Annotated in this window: 15 protein-coding genes, 1 tRNA gene and 1 riboswitch; of the genes, 9 read left to right on the top strand and 7 right to left on the bottom strand. The window is 70.0% G+C overall.

Features of this window, described 5'->3' with window-relative positions; genetic code table 11:
- Positions 1–44: 44 nt before the first annotated feature.
- Positions 45–1988: a heavy metal translocating P-type ATPase gene (locus BJ959_RS06070; protein ID WP_153982997.1), complete on the top strand. Its 1944-nt coding sequence runs from the start codon at positions 45–47 to the stop codon at positions 1986–1988.
- Between the two features lie 12 nt (positions 1989–2000).
- Here the strand turns inward: BJ959_RS06070 and BJ959_RS06065 are convergent, their stop codons facing one another.
- From BJ959_RS06065 to purU, 5 genes are all read right to left on the bottom strand, one after another.
- Positions 2001–2423 carry an Hsp20/alpha crystallin family protein gene (locus BJ959_RS06065; RefSeq protein WP_153982996.1) on the bottom strand — a complete coding sequence of 141 codons (423 nt, stop codon included), beginning with the start codon at positions 2421–2423 and terminating at the stop codon, positions 2001–2003.
- Between the two features lie 188 nt (positions 2424–2611).
- A complete protein-coding gene (locus BJ959_RS06060) occupies positions 2612–4096 on the bottom strand; it encodes an FAD-dependent oxidoreductase (protein ID WP_153982995.1) in 1485 nt (494 codons plus the stop codon).
- Complete coding sequence (locus tag BJ959_RS06055; protein WP_153982994.1) at positions 4093–5001, bottom strand: FAD:protein FMN transferase; 909 nt, start codon at positions 4999–5001, stop codon at positions 4093–4095. Before BJ959_RS06055 ends, BJ959_RS06060 begins: the two co-directional genes overlap by 4 nt.
- A 13-nt stretch (positions 5002–5014) precedes the next feature.
- Positions 5015–5449, bottom strand: coding sequence for a PLP-dependent aminotransferase family protein (locus BJ959_RS06050; RefSeq protein ID WP_243739067.1), 435 nt, complete (start codon positions 5447–5449; stop codon positions 5015–5017).
- Between the two features lie 125 nt (positions 5450–5574).
- Positions 5575–6432: a formyltetrahydrofolate deformylase gene (gene purU / locus BJ959_RS06045; protein ID WP_153982993.1), complete on the bottom strand. Its 858-nt coding sequence runs from the start codon at positions 6430–6432 to the stop codon at positions 5575–5577.
- Between the two features lie 107 nt (positions 6433–6539).
- On the opposite strand from purU, the gene BJ959_RS06040 reads away from it, so the two are divergent.
- The 3 genes from BJ959_RS06040 to BJ959_RS06030 all read left to right on the top strand — a co-directional run bounded on the left by BJ959_RS06040 (position 6540) and on the right by BJ959_RS06030 (position 10145).
- On the top strand, positions 6540–7772 hold the full coding sequence (locus BJ959_RS06040; RefSeq protein WP_153982992.1) for an MFS transporter: 1233 nt from the start codon (positions 6540–6542) through the stop codon (positions 7770–7772).
- Between the two features lie 73 nt (positions 7773–7845).
- Positions 7846–7929: riboswitch (ZMP/ZTP riboswitch) on the top strand.
- A gap of 45 nt (positions 7930–7974) precedes the next feature.
- Entirely contained in the window at positions 7975–9252 is a 1278-nt protein-coding gene (glyA, locus tag BJ959_RS06035; protein ID WP_153982991.1) for a serine hydroxymethyltransferase, read from the top strand.
- 2 nt (positions 9253–9254) lie between these two features.
- Positions 9255–10145 carry a bifunctional methylenetetrahydrofolate dehydrogenase/methenyltetrahydrofolate cyclohydrolase gene (locus BJ959_RS06030; RefSeq protein ID WP_153982990.1) on the top strand — a complete coding sequence of 297 codons (891 nt, stop codon included), beginning with the start codon at positions 9255–9257 and terminating at the stop codon, positions 10143–10145.
- An 80-nt stretch (positions 10146–10225) separates the two neighbouring features.
- On the opposite strand, the gene BJ959_RS06025 is transcribed toward BJ959_RS06030, so the two are convergent.
- Positions 10226–12376, bottom strand: a complete 2151-nt coding sequence (locus tag BJ959_RS06025) for a hypothetical protein (RefSeq protein WP_183321906.1) — start codon at positions 12374–12376, stop codon at positions 10226–10228.
- 175 nt (positions 12377–12551) lie between these two features.
- Here BJ959_RS06025 and BJ959_RS06020 point away from each other — a divergent pair, with 175 nt between their 5' ends.
- The 5 genes from BJ959_RS06020 (at position 12552) to BJ959_RS06000 (ending at position 17731) form a co-directional block, all read left to right on the top strand.
- Positions 12552–13811 carry a sensor histidine kinase gene (locus BJ959_RS06020; RefSeq protein WP_153982988.1) on the top strand — a complete coding sequence of 420 codons (1260 nt, stop codon included), beginning with the start codon at positions 12552–12554 and terminating at the stop codon, positions 13809–13811.
- Positions 13808–14986 carry a hypothetical protein gene (locus BJ959_RS06015; RefSeq protein WP_153982987.1) on the top strand — a complete coding sequence of 393 codons (1179 nt, stop codon included), beginning with the start codon at positions 13808–13810 and terminating at the stop codon, positions 14984–14986. The genes BJ959_RS06020 and BJ959_RS06015 overlap by 4 nt, the downstream gene beginning before the upstream one ends.
- Complete coding sequence (locus BJ959_RS06010; protein ID WP_153982986.1) at positions 14976–15638, top strand: response regulator transcription factor; 663 nt, start codon at positions 14976–14978, stop codon at positions 15636–15638. The genes BJ959_RS06015 and BJ959_RS06010 overlap by 11 nt, the downstream gene beginning before the upstream one ends.
- Positions 15638–16309, top strand: a complete 672-nt coding sequence (locus BJ959_RS06005) for a thymidine kinase (protein WP_153982985.1) — start codon at positions 15638–15640, stop codon at positions 16307–16309. The genes BJ959_RS06010 and BJ959_RS06005 overlap by 1 nt, the downstream gene beginning before the upstream one ends.
- Positions 16310–16495: 186 nt before the next feature.
- Positions 16496–17731: an IS481 family transposase gene (locus tag BJ959_RS06000; RefSeq protein ID WP_183321904.1), complete on the top strand. Its 1236-nt coding sequence runs from the start codon at positions 16496–16498 to the stop codon at positions 17729–17731.
- Between the two features lie 36 nt (positions 17732–17767).
- Here the strand turns inward: BJ959_RS06000 and BJ959_RS05995 are convergent.
- Positions 17768–17841: transfer RNA gene (locus BJ959_RS05995), tRNA-Pro, on the bottom strand.
- Between the last annotated feature and the right edge of the window lie 9 nt (positions 17842–17850).

Below are 17850 nucleotides of genomic sequence, written 5' to 3'. Positions count from 1 at the left end.
GCGCGTGCTGGTCAACGGCGCGGCAAGCGGGTAGACACGACAGCGTGACCCGCCTCGTCGCGCTCGTGCGCCGCTTCCCCCTCGTCGCGCTGACCGTGCTGGTCGCGATCATCGCCGGCGCGCTCGCACTCAACGGCCTCGAGCCCGCTGCCCGCTGGCTCGTCTCGCTCTACGCGCTCGGCATCGCCGTGATGGAGGCGGTCAGCATGGTGCGCGGCCTGCTCGCCCAGCAGTTCGGCCTCGACATCCTCGCCGTCACGGCCATCGTCAGCACGGTCGTCGTGGGCGAGTACTGGGCCAGCCTGATCATCGTCTTCATGCTCGCCGGCGGCGAGGCGCTGGAGGTCGCTGCCGCGGGCCGGGCCCAGCGCGAGCTGCGGGCGCTGCTCGACCGCGTGCCACAGCAGGCGCACCGCATCGAGGCCGACGGCTCGGTCGCCGATATCGCCGTCGACCAGGTGCGGGTCGGCGACCGGCTCCTCGTGCGTCCGGCCGAGATCCTGCCCGTCGACGGCGACCTCGCCAGCGGGCTCGCGAGCCTCGACGAGTCGTCGCTCACCGGCGAGAGCCTGCCGGTCGACAAAGCCATCGGCGACCCGGTGCTGAGCGGCTCGGTCAACGGCCCGACCGCGATCGAGATCGTGGCGACCGCCGTCGCCGCCGATTCCCAGTATCAGCGCATCGTCGAGCTCGTGCGCGAGGCCTCGAGCAGCAAGGCCCCCCTCGTGCGGCTCGCCGACCGCTATGCCCTGCCGTTCACCGGCGTCTCCCTCGCGATCGCGGGCGTCGCGTGGGCGGTCAGCGGCGACCCGGTGCGCTTCGCCGAGGTGCTCGTCGTCGCCACGCCGTGCCCGCTGCTCATCGCGGCGCCGGTGGCCTTCATGGGCGGCATGAGCAGTGCGGCGAAGCGCGGCATCGTCATGAAGAGCGCTGCCTCGCTCGAGAAGCTCGCCCGCGTGCGCACGGTCGCGTTCGACAAGACGGGCACGCTGACGCAGGGGCGCCCCGCCGTCGTCGGCGTGCACCCGCAGCCCGGGTTCGACGAGCGCGAGCTGCTGCACCTCATGGGCTCGGCCGAGCAGTACTCCTCGCACGTGCTCGCCGCGTCGATCCAGCAGGCGGCGCTCGACCGTGCGGGCAGCCTCAGCCCGTCCACCGACGCGCGCGAGGTCGCGACCTTCGGTGTCGAGGCGACCATCGACGGTCGGCGGGTGCGGGTCGGCAAGCCCGCTTTCGTCGCCGAGCACGCGGCCGACCTCGTGCCGCACGCGGCCGAGAGCGGCGCGGCCGTGGTCTACGCGGCGGTCGACGGCCGCTTCGCCGGCGTCATCGTGCTGCGGGATGCGGTGCGCGACGACGCCGCCGACACGCTCGTCGCCCTGCGCGGGCTCGGAGCCGAGCGCATCCTCATGGTCACCGGCGATGTCGCGGCGACGGCCGGGCCGATCGCCGCGTCGCTCGGCATCACCGAGCTGCACGCCGAGTGCCTGCCCGACGACAAGGTGCGCATTATCCGCGAGGCGCAGCCGCGCCCGGTCGTCATGGTCGGCGACGGCGTCAATGACGCTCCCGTGCTGGCTGTGAGCGACGTCGGCATCGCGATGGGCGCCAAGGGCTCGACGGCGGCGAGCGAGTCGGCCGACGTCGTGATCCTGCTCGACGACATCGCCCGCGTCGCCCGCGCGGTCGCGATCGGCCGCCGCACGGTGCGCATCGCCCTGCAGAGCATCTGGCTCGGCATCGTCATCTCGGTCGGCCTCATGCTCGTCGCGGCCGTCGGACTGCTGCCCGCCATCGTCGGCGCGACGCTGCAGGAGGTCGTCGACCTCATCGCCATCCTCGGGGCGCTGCGCGCCGTGCGCGCCGGCGTCGCCCCGGTCGCGGGGCTGGATGCTGCGCCGCGGTCGTCCCGCACGACGACGGGCCCCGTGCCCGACGCGGAGGCGTCGCTCGGCACGGGGCCCGCAGGGCCGCTGGTCGACCGGTGACGGCGACCGCGCCTAGGCGGTCACCTCGGCGCGGTCGCTCGCCGTGGCGATGGCGATCTTGCGCGGCTTGGCCTTCTCGGCCACCGGGATCATCACGCTCAGCACGCCGTTCTCGTAGTGGGCAGAGATGCCCTCGGTGTCGATGTCGCGGCCGAGGGTGAGCTGACGCTGGAACGCCCCCGCGGCGCGCTCGCGGGCGAGCCACTGCACGCCCTCCTGCGAGCGCGGCGTGCGCTCGGCGCGGATCGTGAGCAGCTGTCCGTCGACATCGACGTCGACGCTGCCCGGGTCGACGCCCGGCAGCTCGGCCGTCAGCACGAAGTGGTCGGCGTCGCGGTAGAGGTCGATCGGCATGATGCGCGGCGTGTCGCGTCGGTCGAGCAGCGTCGCGGCCATGCGGTCGAGCTCGCGGAACGGGTCGAGGCTCATCATCATCTCGGTCTCCCTTCTCGGTGCCGCCGAGTGGGCGGCTGCGCTGGTTCTGGAGTTGAGTCAGGTCGACTCAACTACGACGAGATTAGCACTCTCACTATGCGAGTGCCAGACTTTCGCGCACAGCGAAATGCCTGGTCAGCGGTGCTTCTGGACCGTTGACGCGGTGCGCGCTGGGTGTCGCGTGCGACCTAGTACCCGGCGAAGTAGTCGGTGTGCACGCGGCGGACTCCCGCGCGCCGCAGGGCCGTGCGGGCCGTGGCGACGAGCGACGGCGCGCCGGAGACGAACCCGCGCCGGGAGGCGAGGTCGGGCACGAGCTCGGGGAGGGCATCCGGTGTCAGCTGGTCGGGGGAGGCCTCGACGATGCGGGCTCCCGCGGCCTCGGCCGCCTCGCGGTAGAGCACCTCGCCGGGGTTCGAGCTGACGACGAGCAGCACGATGTCGCGCTGGTCGCCCCGCGCGGCGAGGCTCGCGAGCTGGCTCGCGAACGGCGTCATGCCGATGCCCCCGGCGACCATCAGCAGCGAAACCGCCGGGTCGCGGGGCAGCAGGAAGTCGCCCGCCACCTGGGTCACGGCGACGGGGGTGCCGGGTTCGAGCTGGGCGAGCGCCGCCTTGAACGAGCTGCCCCCCTCGGGGGTCCGCATGCCGATCGCGACGCGCGACTGCTCGGTCGCGGCCAGCTCGGGCGCCGACGCGATCGAGAACGTGCGGCGCGTGCCGCGGATGTCGGCGCGGTGCGGCAGGTGCAGCTCGAGGTATTGCCCGGCCTCGAAGGCGAACCGGCGGGAGGGCTCGAAGCGGTACTCGGTGGCGTGGTCGGAGAGCGGAGCGCGCTCGACGAGCCGCAGTGAGACACCGCCGCGGCGCGAGACCGCGAAGGCGACGATGTTGCCGAGCACGAGCGCGAGCTCGGGGGAAGTGTAGATCGGGCCGAACCCGAACGGGATCGAGAAGGCCACCGCGGTGACGGCGGCGGTCAGCCACTGCTGCCAGCGGCGCGGCGGCAGGGTCAGCGGCTCGCTCAGCATGAAGCCGGCGAGGAAGACGACCGGGAACAGCTGCAGCACCGTCGTCACCGCACCAAGCGGTGCCGTGCCCGTGGCCACGAGCCGTGCGCCGATGATGACGATCGTGAGCAGCACGAAGACCAGACCCACGTCGAGGCGCCGCGTGCGGTCGAGCAGCAGAAGGGCACCGACCGCGACCGCCGGCAGCAGGGCGGGCGTCGCCACCCACCAGAAACCGACGCCCTGACCGAAGCCGTAGCCAATGAGCCCCGCGACCCACACGCCGGTCGCGGCGGGGTTGAGCAGGTGCCGCCCGCGCCAGACGACCAGGTATTTCGACAGCGCGGCGAGAACGCCCGCGCCGGCGGCCGCGACGAGGCCCGGCATCGTGAGGCTCGGCTGCACGATGCACGTGACGATGAGCGCCGTGATGACGCTCGACTCGCGGTGCGGAACGACGCGCGCGAGCCGCGCCGCGATCTCGTTCGCGCCGAGCGTCGCGACGATCACGACGCCGAGCGTGCCGAGGATCGCGTACGGGTCGGGCCCGATGACGTCGAGGAAGGCGAACAGCACGGCCTGCGCGAGCACGATCGCGAGCGTGATCGTCGCCAGCCGGTACATGCTGACCCGGCCGGTCAGTGCGTCGATGCGTGCCCTCATGCGAACAGCTCCCCTCGAAGACCGGCGCTCGCCTCGAGCCGCCCGTCAGCCATCAGTCGAACCCATTCCACCGCGAAAACCCTGCACAGACGCGCCGGGTCGGCCAGGAACATCGCCGTCGCGACGCCATCGGCCACGAGCGCGGAGTCGGCGATGACCCAGGTCGCGACGACGGCGTCGACCGGGCGGCCGGTGATCGCGTCGATGATGTGGTGCAGCCCCTCGCCCCAGGCCCGCCGCGTCGTCGCCGAGGCGCACAGGGCCTGATCGCGCAGCTCGACGACGCCGAGCGCCTTCGAGGGGTCGAACGGGTTCTCGAGGGCCACGCGGATGCTGCGCTCCCCCCGCACGCGCACGTCGCCGCTCGCGTCGACCACCGTGTCGGGCAGCCCGCGCTGCACGAGTAGCTCGCCCACCAGGTCGACGAGGTACCCCTTGCCGGCCGCTCCCACATCGAGCAGGAGCGGCGTCGCCGTGTCGAGCACCAGGCCGTCGGCGGTGCGGCGCAGGGAGAGCGAATCCTGCCAGCGGGGTGCCGGCAGCGGGTCGCCGGCGGGTTGCAGGCGGTAGGCGGCGTCGTAGCCGAGCCGTTCGAGACTGGCGCCGACGAGGGGGCTCAGGCGGGCATCCGTCGCCGCGTGCAGGCGTTCGTAGAGGTCGAGCAGGGGCTCGGCGTCGGCCGGAAGGGTCCACGACCCGGGCTCCCGGGCGATGCGGGAGACGAGGGAGTCGTCGCGGAAGCGCGACCAGTCGCGATCGAACTGCGCGATGCGGGCGAGCACGGCCTCCCTATCGTCCTCGCTCAGCGCGGCGCCGAGGGAGGAGGTCGGCGTGCCGGAGCCGCCCAGACCGATGCGCCAGGCAGTGCCGATCGCCTCGAACGCGGTCGGGCCGGTCTGCGTCACGCGCGGTGCCGGCTCAGCTCTCGACGGCGTCGGCCTTGATGGCCGTCAGCGCCTCGCGGAAGCCGTTGCTGGTCAGGGACGAGCCGGCGACGACGGTGACATCGAGCTGATCGATGTCGCGCCCGACGACCAGATCCGCGATGCCGGAGGCGAACTGGCCCTGGTAGTTGGCGGTGGTGGGGTTGTTGGGGTTGGTGGTGATCTCGACGTCGGTGACGATGTCGTTCTCGAGCTCGATGAGCACGATGATGTTCTCGCTGCCGTTCGGCGACTCGTAGGTGCCGTTCGCCTGATAGGTGCCGTCGCGGTAGCTCGCGTCGACCGGGGTCTGCACCTCGGCCTCGGCGGCCGCCGTCGCGCAGCCGGTCAGCGTGCCGAGTAGGGCGGCGGTGGCGCCGATCGGGGCGGTGACGCGCGCAGCGGTCGTGCGGGCGCGGCCGGTCATCATGCGGGTCATCGTCTCTCCAGGGCGTCGCAGGGTTCAGGCGGCATCCAGCCGACGGACATCATCCTGTCGGCGCTCGATGGATATTCGCTGTACTGGCCTGAAGGGTTTGCCGCGAGCCGCCGCCGCTAGGTGAAGATCACGGTGCGCTGGCCGTCGAGCAGCACGCGATCCTCCGCGAACCAGCGCACGGCCTGGCTGAGCGTGCGGCTCTCGATGTCGCGGCCGATCACCACGAGCTCCTCCGGCGAGCGCGAGTGGTCGACGCGCGTGACGTTCTGCTCGATGATCGGGCCCTCGTCGAGGTCGCTGGTGACGAAGTGCGCGGTCGCGCCGATGAGCTTCACGCCGCGGGCGTGGGCGCGGGCGTAGGGGTTCGCGCCCTTGAAGCCGGGCAGGAAGGAGTGGTGGATGTTGATCGCCCGCCCGGCGAGCGCCGCGCACAGCTCGGGGGAGAAGATCTGCATGTAGCGGGCGAGCACCACCAGCTCGATGTCGTGCTCGTCGACCGCGGCGAGGATGCGCGCCTCCATGGCCGCCTTCTGCTCCGCATCCGTCACCGGATGCGATGCGAACGGCACCCCGTAGAACGCGGCCAGCTCGCCGAGGTCGGGGTGGTTGCCCAGCACCAGCGGAACCTCGATCGGCAGCGTGCCGCTGCGCTGGCGGAAGAGCAGGTCGTTGAGGCAGTGGCCCGCCTTCGACACGAGCACGAGCGTGCGCAGCGGTCGCCCGACCGCGTCGATGCGGCACTCGGCGCCGTAGCGGTCGATGACCGGCTGCAGGGCGGCGAGCAGTGCGTCGTGGTCGGCGTGCGTCTCGGTCTGCAGGCGCAGGAAGAACCGGCCCGAGCCGAGGCTCGAGAACTGCTGCAGCTCGGTGATGTTGCCCTCGGCCTCGACGATCGCGCCGGTCACCGCGTGCACGATGCCGGGGCGGTCGTCGCAAACCAGCGTCACGATCCAGTGGTGGGGGGTCTCGCTCACCCGAGCAAGCCTATGCGCGGCGGACGGTAGCCTGGACGCGGAAACCCGTTCCGGGATCCCCGTTCCCGTCAGCGGCGCTTCGCTGGCCGTGAAAGCACCGCCACGTCATGTCTCAGCACGACCGCCCGTTCCCCTGGGTCGGGCTCATCACCCTCGCCGTCGCCATCTTCTTCCTGGTGACCAGCGAGTTCCTGCCCACGGGCCTGCTGTCGGCGATGGCCGACGACCTTGCCGTCACCGAGTCGCAGGTCGGCCTGCTCATCTCGATCTTCGCGGGCACCGTCGTCGTCTCGGCGGCCCCGCTCGCCGCCCTCACCCGCCACTACCCGCGCAAGAGCCTGCTGCTCATCGTGCTCGTGGTCTTCGCCCTCGCCAATGTGCTCGCGGCCATCGCGCCGAGCTATGAGCTGCTCGTCGGCGCCCGCGTGCTCGGCGGCCTCGCCCACGGACTGTTCTGGGCGGTGGCCGGCGCCTACGCCAGCTACCTCGTCCCGCGCCAGCAGCTGGCCCGGGCCGTCGCCGTCACCAGCGCGGGAGGCACCGCCGCGTTCGTGCTCGGCGTGCCGCTCGGCACCGCGCTCGGCCTCGCCGTCGGCTGGCGCGCGGCGTTCGGCGTGATCGCCGCGACCGTGGTCGTGCTGGTGCTGCTCGTCATCAAATTTCTGCCCGCGGTCGAGCACCGCGTGCCGCTGACGACCGGCGAGATCCGCATCCCGGCCCGCCGCGACCCGACCATGCCGGGCGTGCTGTTCATCTGCCTGCTCGTGGTGATCATCGTCACCGGGCACAACGTCTTCTACACGTACATCGCGCCCTTCGTGCTCGACACCGCGGGCTTCGATCCCGAAGCGCTGAGCATCCTGCTGTTCCTCTACGGCGGGGCCGGAGCCATCGGCCTCGTGCTCGCGGGCGTGGTCGGCAGTCGCTACCCCCGCGGCGGCCTGTACGGGATGCTCGCCACCGTCATCCTCGCCGTCAGCGTGCTGGCGCTCTTCGCCGGGGTGCCGCTCGTGGTTGTCGTCGCCTTCGTCGTGTGGGGGGCGGCCTTCGGGGGCATCCCGACCCTGCTGCAGACGCGGCTGCTGAAGATCGCCTCGCCCAACGTGCGCGACGTCGGCGCGGCCCTGCTGACCACGTCGTTCAACATCGGCATCGGCGGCGGCGCGGCGATCGGCGCCGTCATCTTCGCCCGCACCGGCACCACCTGGCTGCCGTGGATCGAGGCCGGCTCGATCGCGCTCGCCATCGTCGCCCTGCTCATCATGGAGTCGCGCCGCCGCGCCCGCGGCGTGCCGCTCACGACGCGGCCGATCACCATCGTCGAGGCCGAATCGCCGTAGCGGGTCGCGCGGCGAGGGCGCGCATCCGCACCGCCATCGCGCACCGCGCGCGAGGCGGGCGCGAGGGTTAGACTGGCGCTGTCGCGACTGGCGTTCGGATGGGTCACCATCAGGGAGCGACCGACACGGAGTGGGGCCGTACGCCTGGGCCCCCTGCACGCCCCCGCCGGCGCGCCCGGCAGACCCTCGAAGGAGATCCCCCGTGTCTGACAAGCTGCCCTCGACCTTCAACGACCCGCTCGCGACGGTCGACCCCGAGATCGCTGCCGTGCTCGACCAGGAGCTCAGCCGCCAGCGCCACACGCTCGAGATGATCGCGAGCGAGAACTTCGTCTCGCGCGCCATCCTCGAGGCGCAGGGCTCGGTGCTCACCAACAAGTACGCCGAGGGCTACCCCGGCAAGCGCTACTACGGCGGCTGCGAGTTCGTCGACATCGCCGAGAACCTTGCCATCGAGCGCGCCAAGAGCCTGTTCGGCGCCGAGTTCGCCAACGTGCAGCCCCACTCGGGCGCGCAGGCGAGCGCCGCGGTGCTGCACGCCCTCGCCAACCCGGGCGACACCATCCTCGGCCTCGAGCTCGCCCACGGCGGCCACCTCACGCACGGCATGAAGCTCAACTTCTCGGGCAAGGTCTACAACGCCACCAGCTACGGCGTCGACCCCGAGACGATGCTCGTCGACATGGACGTCGTGCGCGCCAAGGCCCACGAGGTCAAGCCGGCCGTCATCATCGCCGGCTGGTCGGCCTACTCGCGCCACCTCGACTTCGCGGCCTTCCGCGCGATCGCCGACGAGGTGGGTGCCAAGCTTTGGGTCGACATGGCGCACTTCGCCGGTCTCGTCGCGGCGGGCCTGCACCCCTCGCCGCTGCCGCACGCGCACGTCGTGTCGTCGACCGTGCACAAGACCCTCGCGGGTCCGCGCTCGGGCATCATCCTCAGCAACGACGAGTCGCTGTTCAAGAAGCTCAACTCGGCGGTGTTCCCGGGCCAGCAGGGCGGCCCGCTCATGCACGTCATCGCCGCCAAGGCCGTCGCCTTCAAGCTCGCCGCCATGCCGGAGTTCGTCGAGCGCCAGCAGCGCACCATCCGCGGCGCCCAGATTCTCGCCGAGCGGCTCACGCAGAGCGACGCCACCGGGGCGGGCATCAACGTGCTCACCGGCGGCACGGATGTCCACCTCGCGCTCGTCGACCTGCGCGAGTCCCCCCTCAACGGCCTCGAGGCCGAGAACGTGCTGCACGAGGTCGGCATCACCGTCAACCGCAACGGCGTGCCCTTCGACCCGCGCCCGCCGATGGTGACCAGTGGCGTGCGCATCGGAACCCCGGCCCTCGCGACCCGCGGCTTCGCCGACGCCGAGTTTGGTGAGGTGGCCGACATCATTGCGCACGCCCTCATGCCGAACCCCGACATCGCCGCGCTCCGCGGCCGCGTCGAGGCCCTCACGACCGCGTTCCCGCTCTACCCGGGGCTGTAGGCATGAGCGGTTCGACCGCGCAGAAGCTCGACGGCACCGCGACCGCCGCGACCATCAAGGCCGAGCTGCGCGAGCGGGTCGCCGCCCTGCGCGCGCGCGGCATCGTGCCCGGGTTGGCGACCGTGCTCGTCGGCGACGACCCGGGCTCGCAGTGGTACGTGGCTGGCAAGCACAAGGACTGCGCCGAGGTGGGCATCGCGTCCATCCGCCGCGACCTGCCGGCCACGACGACGCAGGCCGAGCTGGAATCCGTCATCGACGAGCTGAACGCCGAACCGGCGGTGACGGGGTTCATCGTGCAGCTGCCGCTGCCGAAGCACCTCGACACCGACGCGATCCTCGAGCGCGTGCATCCCGACAAGGATGCCGACGGGCTGCACCCGACCAACCTCGGGCGCCTCGTGCTGCGGGTCGACCGCCCGATCGACACCCCGCTGCCGTGCACGCCGCGCGGGGTCATCGAGCTCGTCGAGCGGCACGGGCTGTCGTGGGCGGGCAAGGATGTCGTCGTCATCGGTCGCGGTGTGACCGTCGGGCGCGCCATCGGCTCGCTGCTGACGCGGCGCGAGTACAACGCGACCGTCACCCTCACCCACACGGGCACGCGCGACCTCGGCGAGCACCTGCGGCGCGCCGACGTGATCGTCGCCGCGGCGGGCGTGCCGGGCATCGTGCGGGCGGCCGACGTGAAGCCGGGTGCGATCGTGCTCGACGTGGGCGTCTCACGGCTCGTCGACCCCGACACCGGGGTCTCGCGCATCGCGGGAGACGTGGCCGACGACGTGGCGACCGTGGCCTCGTGGATCTCGCCCAACCCCGGCGGGGTCGGGCCGATGACGCGGGCTCTGCTACTGGCCAACGTCGTCGAGACCGCGGAGCGCCAGGCCGGCTGACCCGGTCTTCCCCCTGGCGGCGAGCTCCTGGGCTACGCGATCTCCTCATGTGGCGAGCACGCGCCGCAACCCTCCGAGCATCACGCCGAGCGTTTGCCGAGAAGCGGGAGGGCTCGGAGAGGTCTTCCAATAACGTTCGGCAGGATATGGAGCGTGTCCATCACGCGGAGACCTCCAGTCAGGATGTAGACCCAGCCTCCCGCGACGGCGGCGGATAGGAAGGCTAGCTCGCCCGGGAGGATGGAAATTGTCCACCATGCCAGGAACACCCCTCCGGTAAGCACCGCCGCGAAGAGCAACCAGGCAAACAGCGTTCCGAGTCGAACCAACGGGGTTCGCTCTTGAAGTTCGGCCTCGATCGATCTAAGGCGATTTCGAAGCTCCACATTCCGATTGGCCAACTGGGACTGCTCGATGGTCGAGCCGGTTCTAGTTTCACCAGTGCGGCTCTCCACACTTCGCGGCAATTCTTGTGCCAATCGGTTGAGCACGGAAGGCAATCTGCTCTCGACCGTCGCGAGTGCCAGAAACACTCGGGCGTCAACGCTCCGGCCTTCTTCGACCCGCGACCCGTCGATGTGGGATCGCAGAACTGTCACGGCCCGCCCGATTCGAGGGTAAAGAGCTTGGGAGTCACGACCGTCCAGAGCCGCGCTCACCCCCATGACGACATTGGCGCTGCCCTCCAGGCTCATCCAGATTCCATTCCGCTCGGCCGATTCCGCCGCGGACAACAGTCGGTGAACGACGGCACCAGCCTCGTCAGTTGAGATACTCAGTCCCTGAATGTGAGTCGCGAAACCAAGCCAATCAAGCACGCGAATCGCTTCGGCGGAAGTCAAGTCCTCCTTTCCCACGATTGCGCTTAGGGGTATCTCCTCGCCTGCGCCGGAACTTGCGGACAGGCAGAACGCCGCGAACCGGGATGCGGCGGAGTCATCCGCCAGTCTCTCCAGTTCCTTCTGGGCCTGACGTCGAAGGTCGTCAGAGCCGTTGAAGGCGATGATGGTCTGCACGCTGGCAAGCACCGAAGTCACGGTCATTCCCTCGAAGAAGTGCTCCTCCGGTGCAAGCAGACCTGGTGCGAATTCACGGGCGCTCAATGACAATCCGGGTGTGGGGAACTCGCGGTGAAAGTACGAGATCGCCGTAATGACGTTTCGTCGAGGGTACGGTTCGCGTTGTTGGATGGCGCGATCGCTGATCGCTGCAAGTGACTCGAAGAATCGGCGCGCAAGCTCAGGTCGGCTGTCCCCAGCAAGTCCTGAGATAGAGGAAATCGTGGCGTGGGGCCCTCGATCAAAAGAAAGCGCAATGCCTCGGAAACCTGCGCCGCCATCCGTGCATTGACCAACGGTGGTCACCATCGCGGCCGATTCCTCGAAAATGTGCAGCATCTCTCGGCGGAGTAGCCACTCTCGGAGTGATTCCTCCTCGGCTCGTGCTGCAACTGTGACGCTCCCGGGAAGGCTCCGGATCGAAGGTGAAACGTAGCGAGAGGCGGAGGGGCGCTCTCCGTGTGCCCACAACGCCACTTGGGGGGCGCCGACCGCCGCATATCGAAGGAGGTTCCTCAGAAGAGGCATCGACCTGTGCCAGTCGAGGGGAATTGCGCTAAGTGCCACGCGCCACGGGAAAACTTCTTTCGACTGTGCAACGAGCCAATCACCGGCAGCACTTGTGATGAGGGGTTCGAATCCTTCGGCCGAGTCCGATTCGATCCGCATCCACGACAACACGGAGGCAAGCTGGCCCTCAGATGAGCTCGTTATGGCGTCGGGCTCGATGCGATGCGGGAAATTCAGAACAGCGTGGTCTGGCCGGCCGGGATCAAGAAGTGGGGTGAGGGGTTGCCGTGATCTGAATCGCAGAGCAGGCCATGCGCCATTGGGCAAGCGAAGCCCGATAGGCCCTTCGCGGTACTGGTGGAGGAAGACTATGCCTCGACCGCCCGAAAGAAACCGTCCGACCTCAGTGGCACTCTCGCGGACCGCCGTGACAATGTCGCTCTCCGGATGGCGGAGCGCATTAGACGCAAACACAGCGGCCGCGTAGTCGGTCTCGTCTAGCCTTCCAAGAACGCTAGCGCCCATCGAGTCCGCGAGGACATCGACATGGACGGGACGGCCACCGATGGTCAGGCCTTCCGCCGCATCCGTGATCGCCGCGCCATTGTCTGCGTGGTACTGACGCGTGTTCTCTAGACCGTCAGTAAACACCGCGATTCTCATCCTGCGAGAGTAATGGCACGGAAGCCAGACACATCGACAGGGCCAGCATCTTGGCCTGCTCCACGGGTCATCTACCGGCCCGCCGCTCGCACCCGCTCCGGCAGCTGCCGGGTCGGCACCCCCCAGGTGAGGGATGGTCGAGGACGGTGCACTGGGTCAGAATGGAGCCGACTCCATGCGCCCGCATGGAGAGGGGGGAGGCAGCGCGGTGCCGCTCGGTCTTCCGCCGCACCTCGCCGCCCGCACGACGAGCACGGCCGTCGCCCGGGCCGGTCACGCAGCGGCTGCCGTCTGCCTCACCGCGGTCGGCCTCGTCGTGCTCTCGATCCAGGCCTCCGTGCCGCAGGTGCTGCTCTGGCCCGCCGTCGTGGTGCTGATCCCGATGATCGTGCTCCTCGCGCTCCTCGAGCGCAGCCCCTCGGCCTTCATCGCCGCGAGCTACCTCGTCATCGGCGGCCTGTGCGTGGTGTGGTACTCGCTGATCACCTCCACGCAGCTCGACACCCCGGTCGCCAACGACGACTTCACGATCGTGCTGCTCAAGATCGCGCTGATCCTCGTCATCGGGGTGGGGCCCGGCATCGGCACCTCGATCGGGTGGACGACCGCCGGCTATCTCGTCGGGGAGGCCGCGTCGGCGGCCGCGATCATCTGGCTCGGGTCGCCGTGGACCTTCGACGCCGTGTCGTTCGCCGCCTGGTTCATCGTGGTCGGCCTCCTCGCGGTGCTCCGTGCTGACCTGCTCAGCGGTCGGCATGCGCAGACGGAGCTCTACCGCGCTGCACGGGAGGAGATGCTCGCGGATGTCCGCCGCGGGTTCGAGCAGCGCGCGACCGCGCTCCTGCACGACACGGTGCTGAACCAGCTCGCCGTGATCACGACCACGAGCGGGTCGCTCCCGCCCGCGGCGCGGGAGAGCATCCGCAACGACCTCGAGCTCATCGTCGGGCACGAGTGGTTCGGTCTCGAGGAGGACCCCGTCGATGACCTCGAGCTGCCGGAGGGCATGCTGCGCGCGACCCGGGGTGATCGGCTGCGCCGGGTCGTCGATGAGGCTGCCGCCGGGGCGGTCACGGTGGCCATCGAGGGCGACCCGGCCGTGCTCGACGCCCTCGACGGGGAGGCCTTCGACCAGTTCAGCCGCGCCGTCGCCCAGTGCATCGCGAACGTGCGGCGGCACGCCGGCACCGACACCGCCGATGTCGTGCTCGGCGGCTCGCCGCACGAGGTGTCGGCGATGGTGGTCGACGCCGGGCGCGGCTTCGCGCTCGATGCGCGCACCGACAGCCGCCTCGGCGTCGGCACCAGCATCGTCGGGCGACTGGAGACGGTCGGCGGCTCGGCCACGGTGTGGTCGCAGCCAGGTCGCGGCACCTCGGTGCTGCTCCGGGTGCCGACCGGTGCCCGAGGCGATACCGGCGAGGGGGAGCGATGACGCGGCCCGCGCCGCTGCCTGCGCGGCTCCCCGCGGCGGAGATCACCCTCGAGCGCCTCGACCCCTTGTCGGCGGCCGCAGCCCGCCCCGTGACCACCGGGGCAGCCCTGCTTGCCGGAACCGTTCCCCTGCTCGTCGCCGTGACACGCCCGTCCGAGATCGTGCAGCCGCTGTGGTTCGTGATCTCCTACCTCCTGGTCGTGGCGGCCTGCGTTCTCCTCCTCGACCGCTCGCGGCCAACGCGGCCGGTCTGGCAGGCACCCTCTGCCCAGGTGTTCCAGCTGCTGCTCATGGCGACCGCGGTCACCAGCGCGCTCTCGACGGCAGGGGCGAATGAGCGCCTCCGCGACGACTGGCCGCCACTGGTGATCGGCATACTCCTGCTCGCGAGCACCCCGTACCGGCCCGCGCGCGAGATCGTCGTCTGGACGGCCCTGCATACGCTGTTCTGCGCCGGCCTCGGCATCGCGCAGGCACCCACCGCCGTCAGCGATGTGCCCACCGTCACCTACGCGATCACCGGCTCCTTCATCGTCGCGCTGCTCGGCCTGGCCGCCGCAGCCTATGCGCACTCGCTCAACACCTCGACGCGGCTCTGGCAGGAGCGTGCCTGGCAGTCGGCCGCCGCGGTTTCGCGCGAGCACCGCACGGGGGTCGCGCGGTCGGTGCAGCAGCAGCGCATCACCGTGCTCAATCTGGAGGCGGTGCCGACTCTCCAGCGCATCGCGGAGGCCGACGAGGTGACCCCGGCCGATCGTGAGGAGGCACGGCGGCTCGCGCAGAGCATCCGTGCACTGCTGGTCGCGGACGTCGAGCGGGGCTGGGCTCAGCAGATGCTCGACGATGTCGTCGCCCGTCACCCGCGCCGGGCGGTCGATGCCACCGCCGATGACCCCGACGACCTCGGGCGCCGGGCCGCCCTCGAGCGCCGCACGCTGCTGCGGGCTCTCGCGGTGGTCGCCATCGAGACGCTCGACGCCTCCGAGATCGTGCTGCGCCTCCAGGCGCACGAGGGGCGCCTCTCCGTCGAGTGGGAGATCACGACCGCGTGGTCGGTGGCGGATGCCCGCCGCGCGCTGCGCTCGATGCTCGAGCTGATCCGCGGGCTCACGCGGCGGTCGTCCCTGCGTGAGACCGATGGTCGTCTGGTTCTAGAGTTTGAGTATGGATACTGAGGCGCAGACGGCTCGTCGAGTACGTCTGGCGATCCTCGACGATCACGAGCTGCTTCTCGACAGCCTCTCTTCCTGGGTCGCGGCGCACGCTCGCGACTTCGAGCTCGTGCTGACGGCGCCCACCTGGTTCGAGCTGGTGCAGAGCGACCAGTTCCCGACCGACCTCGTCCTGCTGGACTTCCAACTCCAGGAGCCCGTCTCGATCGAGGCGCGCGTGCGCACCTGCCGTGCCGCCGGGGCGAAGGTGATCGTGCTCACCAGCCTCGACACCGCGGAGGCTCGCGACCGCGCCTTCGATGCGGGCGCCTCGGCCTTCCTCTCGAAGACGATGCCGCTCAGCGAGGTCATGGAGACCGCGCGCCGCGTCATGGGCATGGAGTCGACCGGCACGCCCGTTCGCGACTGGCGGCCGCTGCCGAAGGGTGCCCAGCACCCCGCGCGCCCGAAGCTCTCCACGAGCGAGCGCGAGGCGCTCGTGCTCTATGCGGGTGGCTCGAGCATGAGCGAGGTTGCCAGCCAGATGAACGTGCAGTACGAGACGGCGAAGACCTATCTGCGCCGCACGCGCGAGAAGTACGCCCGGGCCGGTCGGCCCGCGAGCACGAAGGCCGACCTGATCCGTCGGGCCGCAGAGGACGGGTACCTGCAGTAATGGCGAAGCTCTACTTCCGATACGGCGCGATGAACAGCGGCAAGAGCACGGCGCTGCTGCAGGCCGCCTACAACTACGAGGAGCGCGGGCAGCTCATCGTGCTGGCCAAGCCGCGCATCGACACGAAGGGCGACCAGACGATCGTGTCCCGGCTCGGCGTGACGCGGCCTGTCGACTTCACGGTCGACCTCGACGACGACATCTACACGCGCTTCCAGGCCCATCGTGCGGCGGCGATCCGTGACACCAGCCGCGACGTCTCGTGCCTGCTCGTCGACGAGGCGCAGTTCCTGAGCACCCAGCAGGTGGACGACCTGCTCCGCATCGCGGTTCGGGAGGACGTGCCGGTGCTGGCCTACGGCATCCGCACCGATTTCCAGACGGTCGCCTTCCCGGGCAGCCGCCGGTTGCTCGAGATCGCCCACTCGCTCGAGGAGCTCAAGACGATCTGCCGGTGCGGCCGCAAGGCCGTGTTCAACGGCCGCTCGGTGGACGGCCGGTTCGTGTTCGACGGCGACCAGGTCGCGATCGACGGCGTCGACGTCACCTACGAGTCGCTGTGCGCCGCGTGCTACCTCGATGAGTCGGGAGACACCCTCGCGACCGGCCGCCGTTCGGCGGTGCCCCTGGATGCGGGCCTCGAGCTCGGTCCCGACCCCGACTTCAGCTGACGCGGGCCGCCGTCGCGAGCCGCCTCCGCGGTCGGAGCGCTTGCGCTCCGGATGCCCAAGGCACCAACGAGAAATGGGACCGCCGAAGGCGGTCCCATTTCTCGTGTCGGGGTAACAGTGTCTAGTTTCAGGACATAGGAAACCCCTGTCTCACGACATAGGAAACATCCCGACACCCTCAAGGACGTGTCCAAAGCGCGCCTGATCATCACCGCCATCACCATCCAGGGCCTGACCCAAGCCGAAGCCGCCCGCACCTACGGCGTCTCACCCGGATGGGTGTCAAAACTCATGGCCCGCTGGCGCATCGACGGCGACGCGGCGCTGGAGCCGCGCTCCCGCCGCCCCCGCACCACCCCGAACGCGATCCCTCCGACCACTGTTGAGCTGATCGTGCAGCTGCGCGAGCAGCTCACGCGGAAAGGTCTCGACGCCGGCGCCCACACCATCGCCTGGCACCTGCACCACCACCACGACACGGTCGTATCGCCGGCGACGATCTGGCGCACCCTGAAACGGCAAGGCCTCATCGAGCCCGAACCGAAGAAACGCCCCAAGTCCTCCTATGTCCGCTTCGAAGCCGCGCTGCCCAACGAACGCTGGCAGTCCGACGTCACCCACTATCGTCTCGACGGCGACGGCGACGGCGACGGCGACGGCGCGAACGCCGAGATCCTGACCTGGCTGGATGACTGCACCCGCCTCGCCCTCTCGGTGACCGCCCACCAGGCGGTCACCACCCCGATCGTGGTCACCACCTTCCGAGCTGCCGCCGAAAAGCACGGCGATCCCGCGTCAACGCTGACCGACAACGGCATGATCTTCACCGTCAAGCACTCCGGATACGGGCGCCGAGGAGGCCGCAACGCCTTCGAAACGGAACTGCGAAACCGGAACATCGTGCAGAAGAACGGCTCCCCCTCGCACCCGCAAACGCAGGGCAAGGTCGAACGGTTCCAGCAGACGATGAAGAACTGGCTCCGAGCGCAGACCCCGCAACCGGCGACGCTTCAGCAGCTGCAACAGCTGCTGGATGAGTTCGTCGAGGAATACAACTTTCGCCGCCCGCATCGGTCCCTGCCCCACCACGCGACCCCCGCAGCCCGCTACCAAGCCTTACCGAAAGCCTCCCCGACCCCCGGCGCACGAGACGCCGACCACCACACGCGCATCCGCCACGACCGCATCGACAAGACCGGCTGCATCACCCTGCGCATCGCCAGCAGACTGCACCACATCGGCATCGGACGAACCCACACCGGAACCCACGTTCTCGTGCTCGTCAACGACCTCGACGTCACCGTGATCAACGCCGCAACCGGCGAGCTGCTGCGCGAGCTCACCATCGACACCAGCCGCGACTATCAGCCCACCGGACGACCGAAAGGCCCCCAGAAACGAAGGAAACCCCCGAACCAATAGGTTCGAGGGTTTCCTATGTCCTGAGACAGGACAGTGTCGGGGTAACAGGATTTGAACCTGCGGCCTCGTCGTCCCGAACGACGCGCGCTACCAAGCTGCGCCATACCCCGGTGCCGCCC

This window comes from Microcella frigidaquae (genome assembly GCF_014200395.1).
GTDB classification, from domain to species: domain Bacteria; phylum Actinomycetota; class Actinomycetes; order Actinomycetales; family Microbacteriaceae; genus Microcella; species Microcella frigidaquae.
This window is presented reverse-complemented; position numbering and strand designations above follow the sequence as displayed.

Coding starts and splice junctions, on each gene's coding strand:
- BJ959_RS06030 (WP_153982990.1), top strand. CDS start 9,255: ATGAGCGGTTCGACCGCGCAGAAGCTCGACGGCACCGCGACCGCCGCG.
- BJ959_RS06065 (WP_153982996.1), bottom strand. CDS start 2,423: ATGATGATGAGCCTCGACCCGTTCCGCGAGCTCGACCGCATGGCCGCG.
- BJ959_RS06010 (WP_153982986.1), top strand. CDS start 14,976: ATGGATACTGAGGCGCAGACGGCTCGTCGAGTACGTCTGGCGATCCTC.
- BJ959_RS06050 (WP_243739067.1), bottom strand. CDS start 5,449: ATGATGACCGGCCGCGCCCGCACGACCGCTGCGCGCGTCACCGCCCCG.
- BJ959_RS06040 (WP_153982992.1), top strand. CDS start 6,540: ATGTCTCAGCACGACCGCCCGTTCCCCTGGGTCGGGCTCATCACCCTC.
- BJ959_RS06025 (WP_183321906.1), bottom strand. CDS start 12,376: ATGAGAATCGCGGTGTTTACTGACGGTCTAGAGAACACGCGTCAGTAC.
- BJ959_RS06060 (WP_153982995.1), bottom strand. CDS start 4,096: ATGAGGGCACGCATCGACGCACTGACCGGCCGGGTCAGCATGTACCGG.
- BJ959_RS06020 (WP_153982988.1), top strand. CDS start 12,552: ATGCGCCCGCATGGAGAGGGGGGAGGCAGCGCGGTGCCGCTCGGTCTT.
- BJ959_RS06005 (WP_153982985.1), top strand. CDS start 15,638: ATGGCGAAGCTCTACTTCCGATACGGCGCGATGAACAGCGGCAAGAGC.
- BJ959_RS06015 (WP_153982987.1), top strand. CDS start 13,808: ATGACGCGGCCCGCGCCGCTGCCTGCGCGGCTCCCCGCGGCGGAGATC.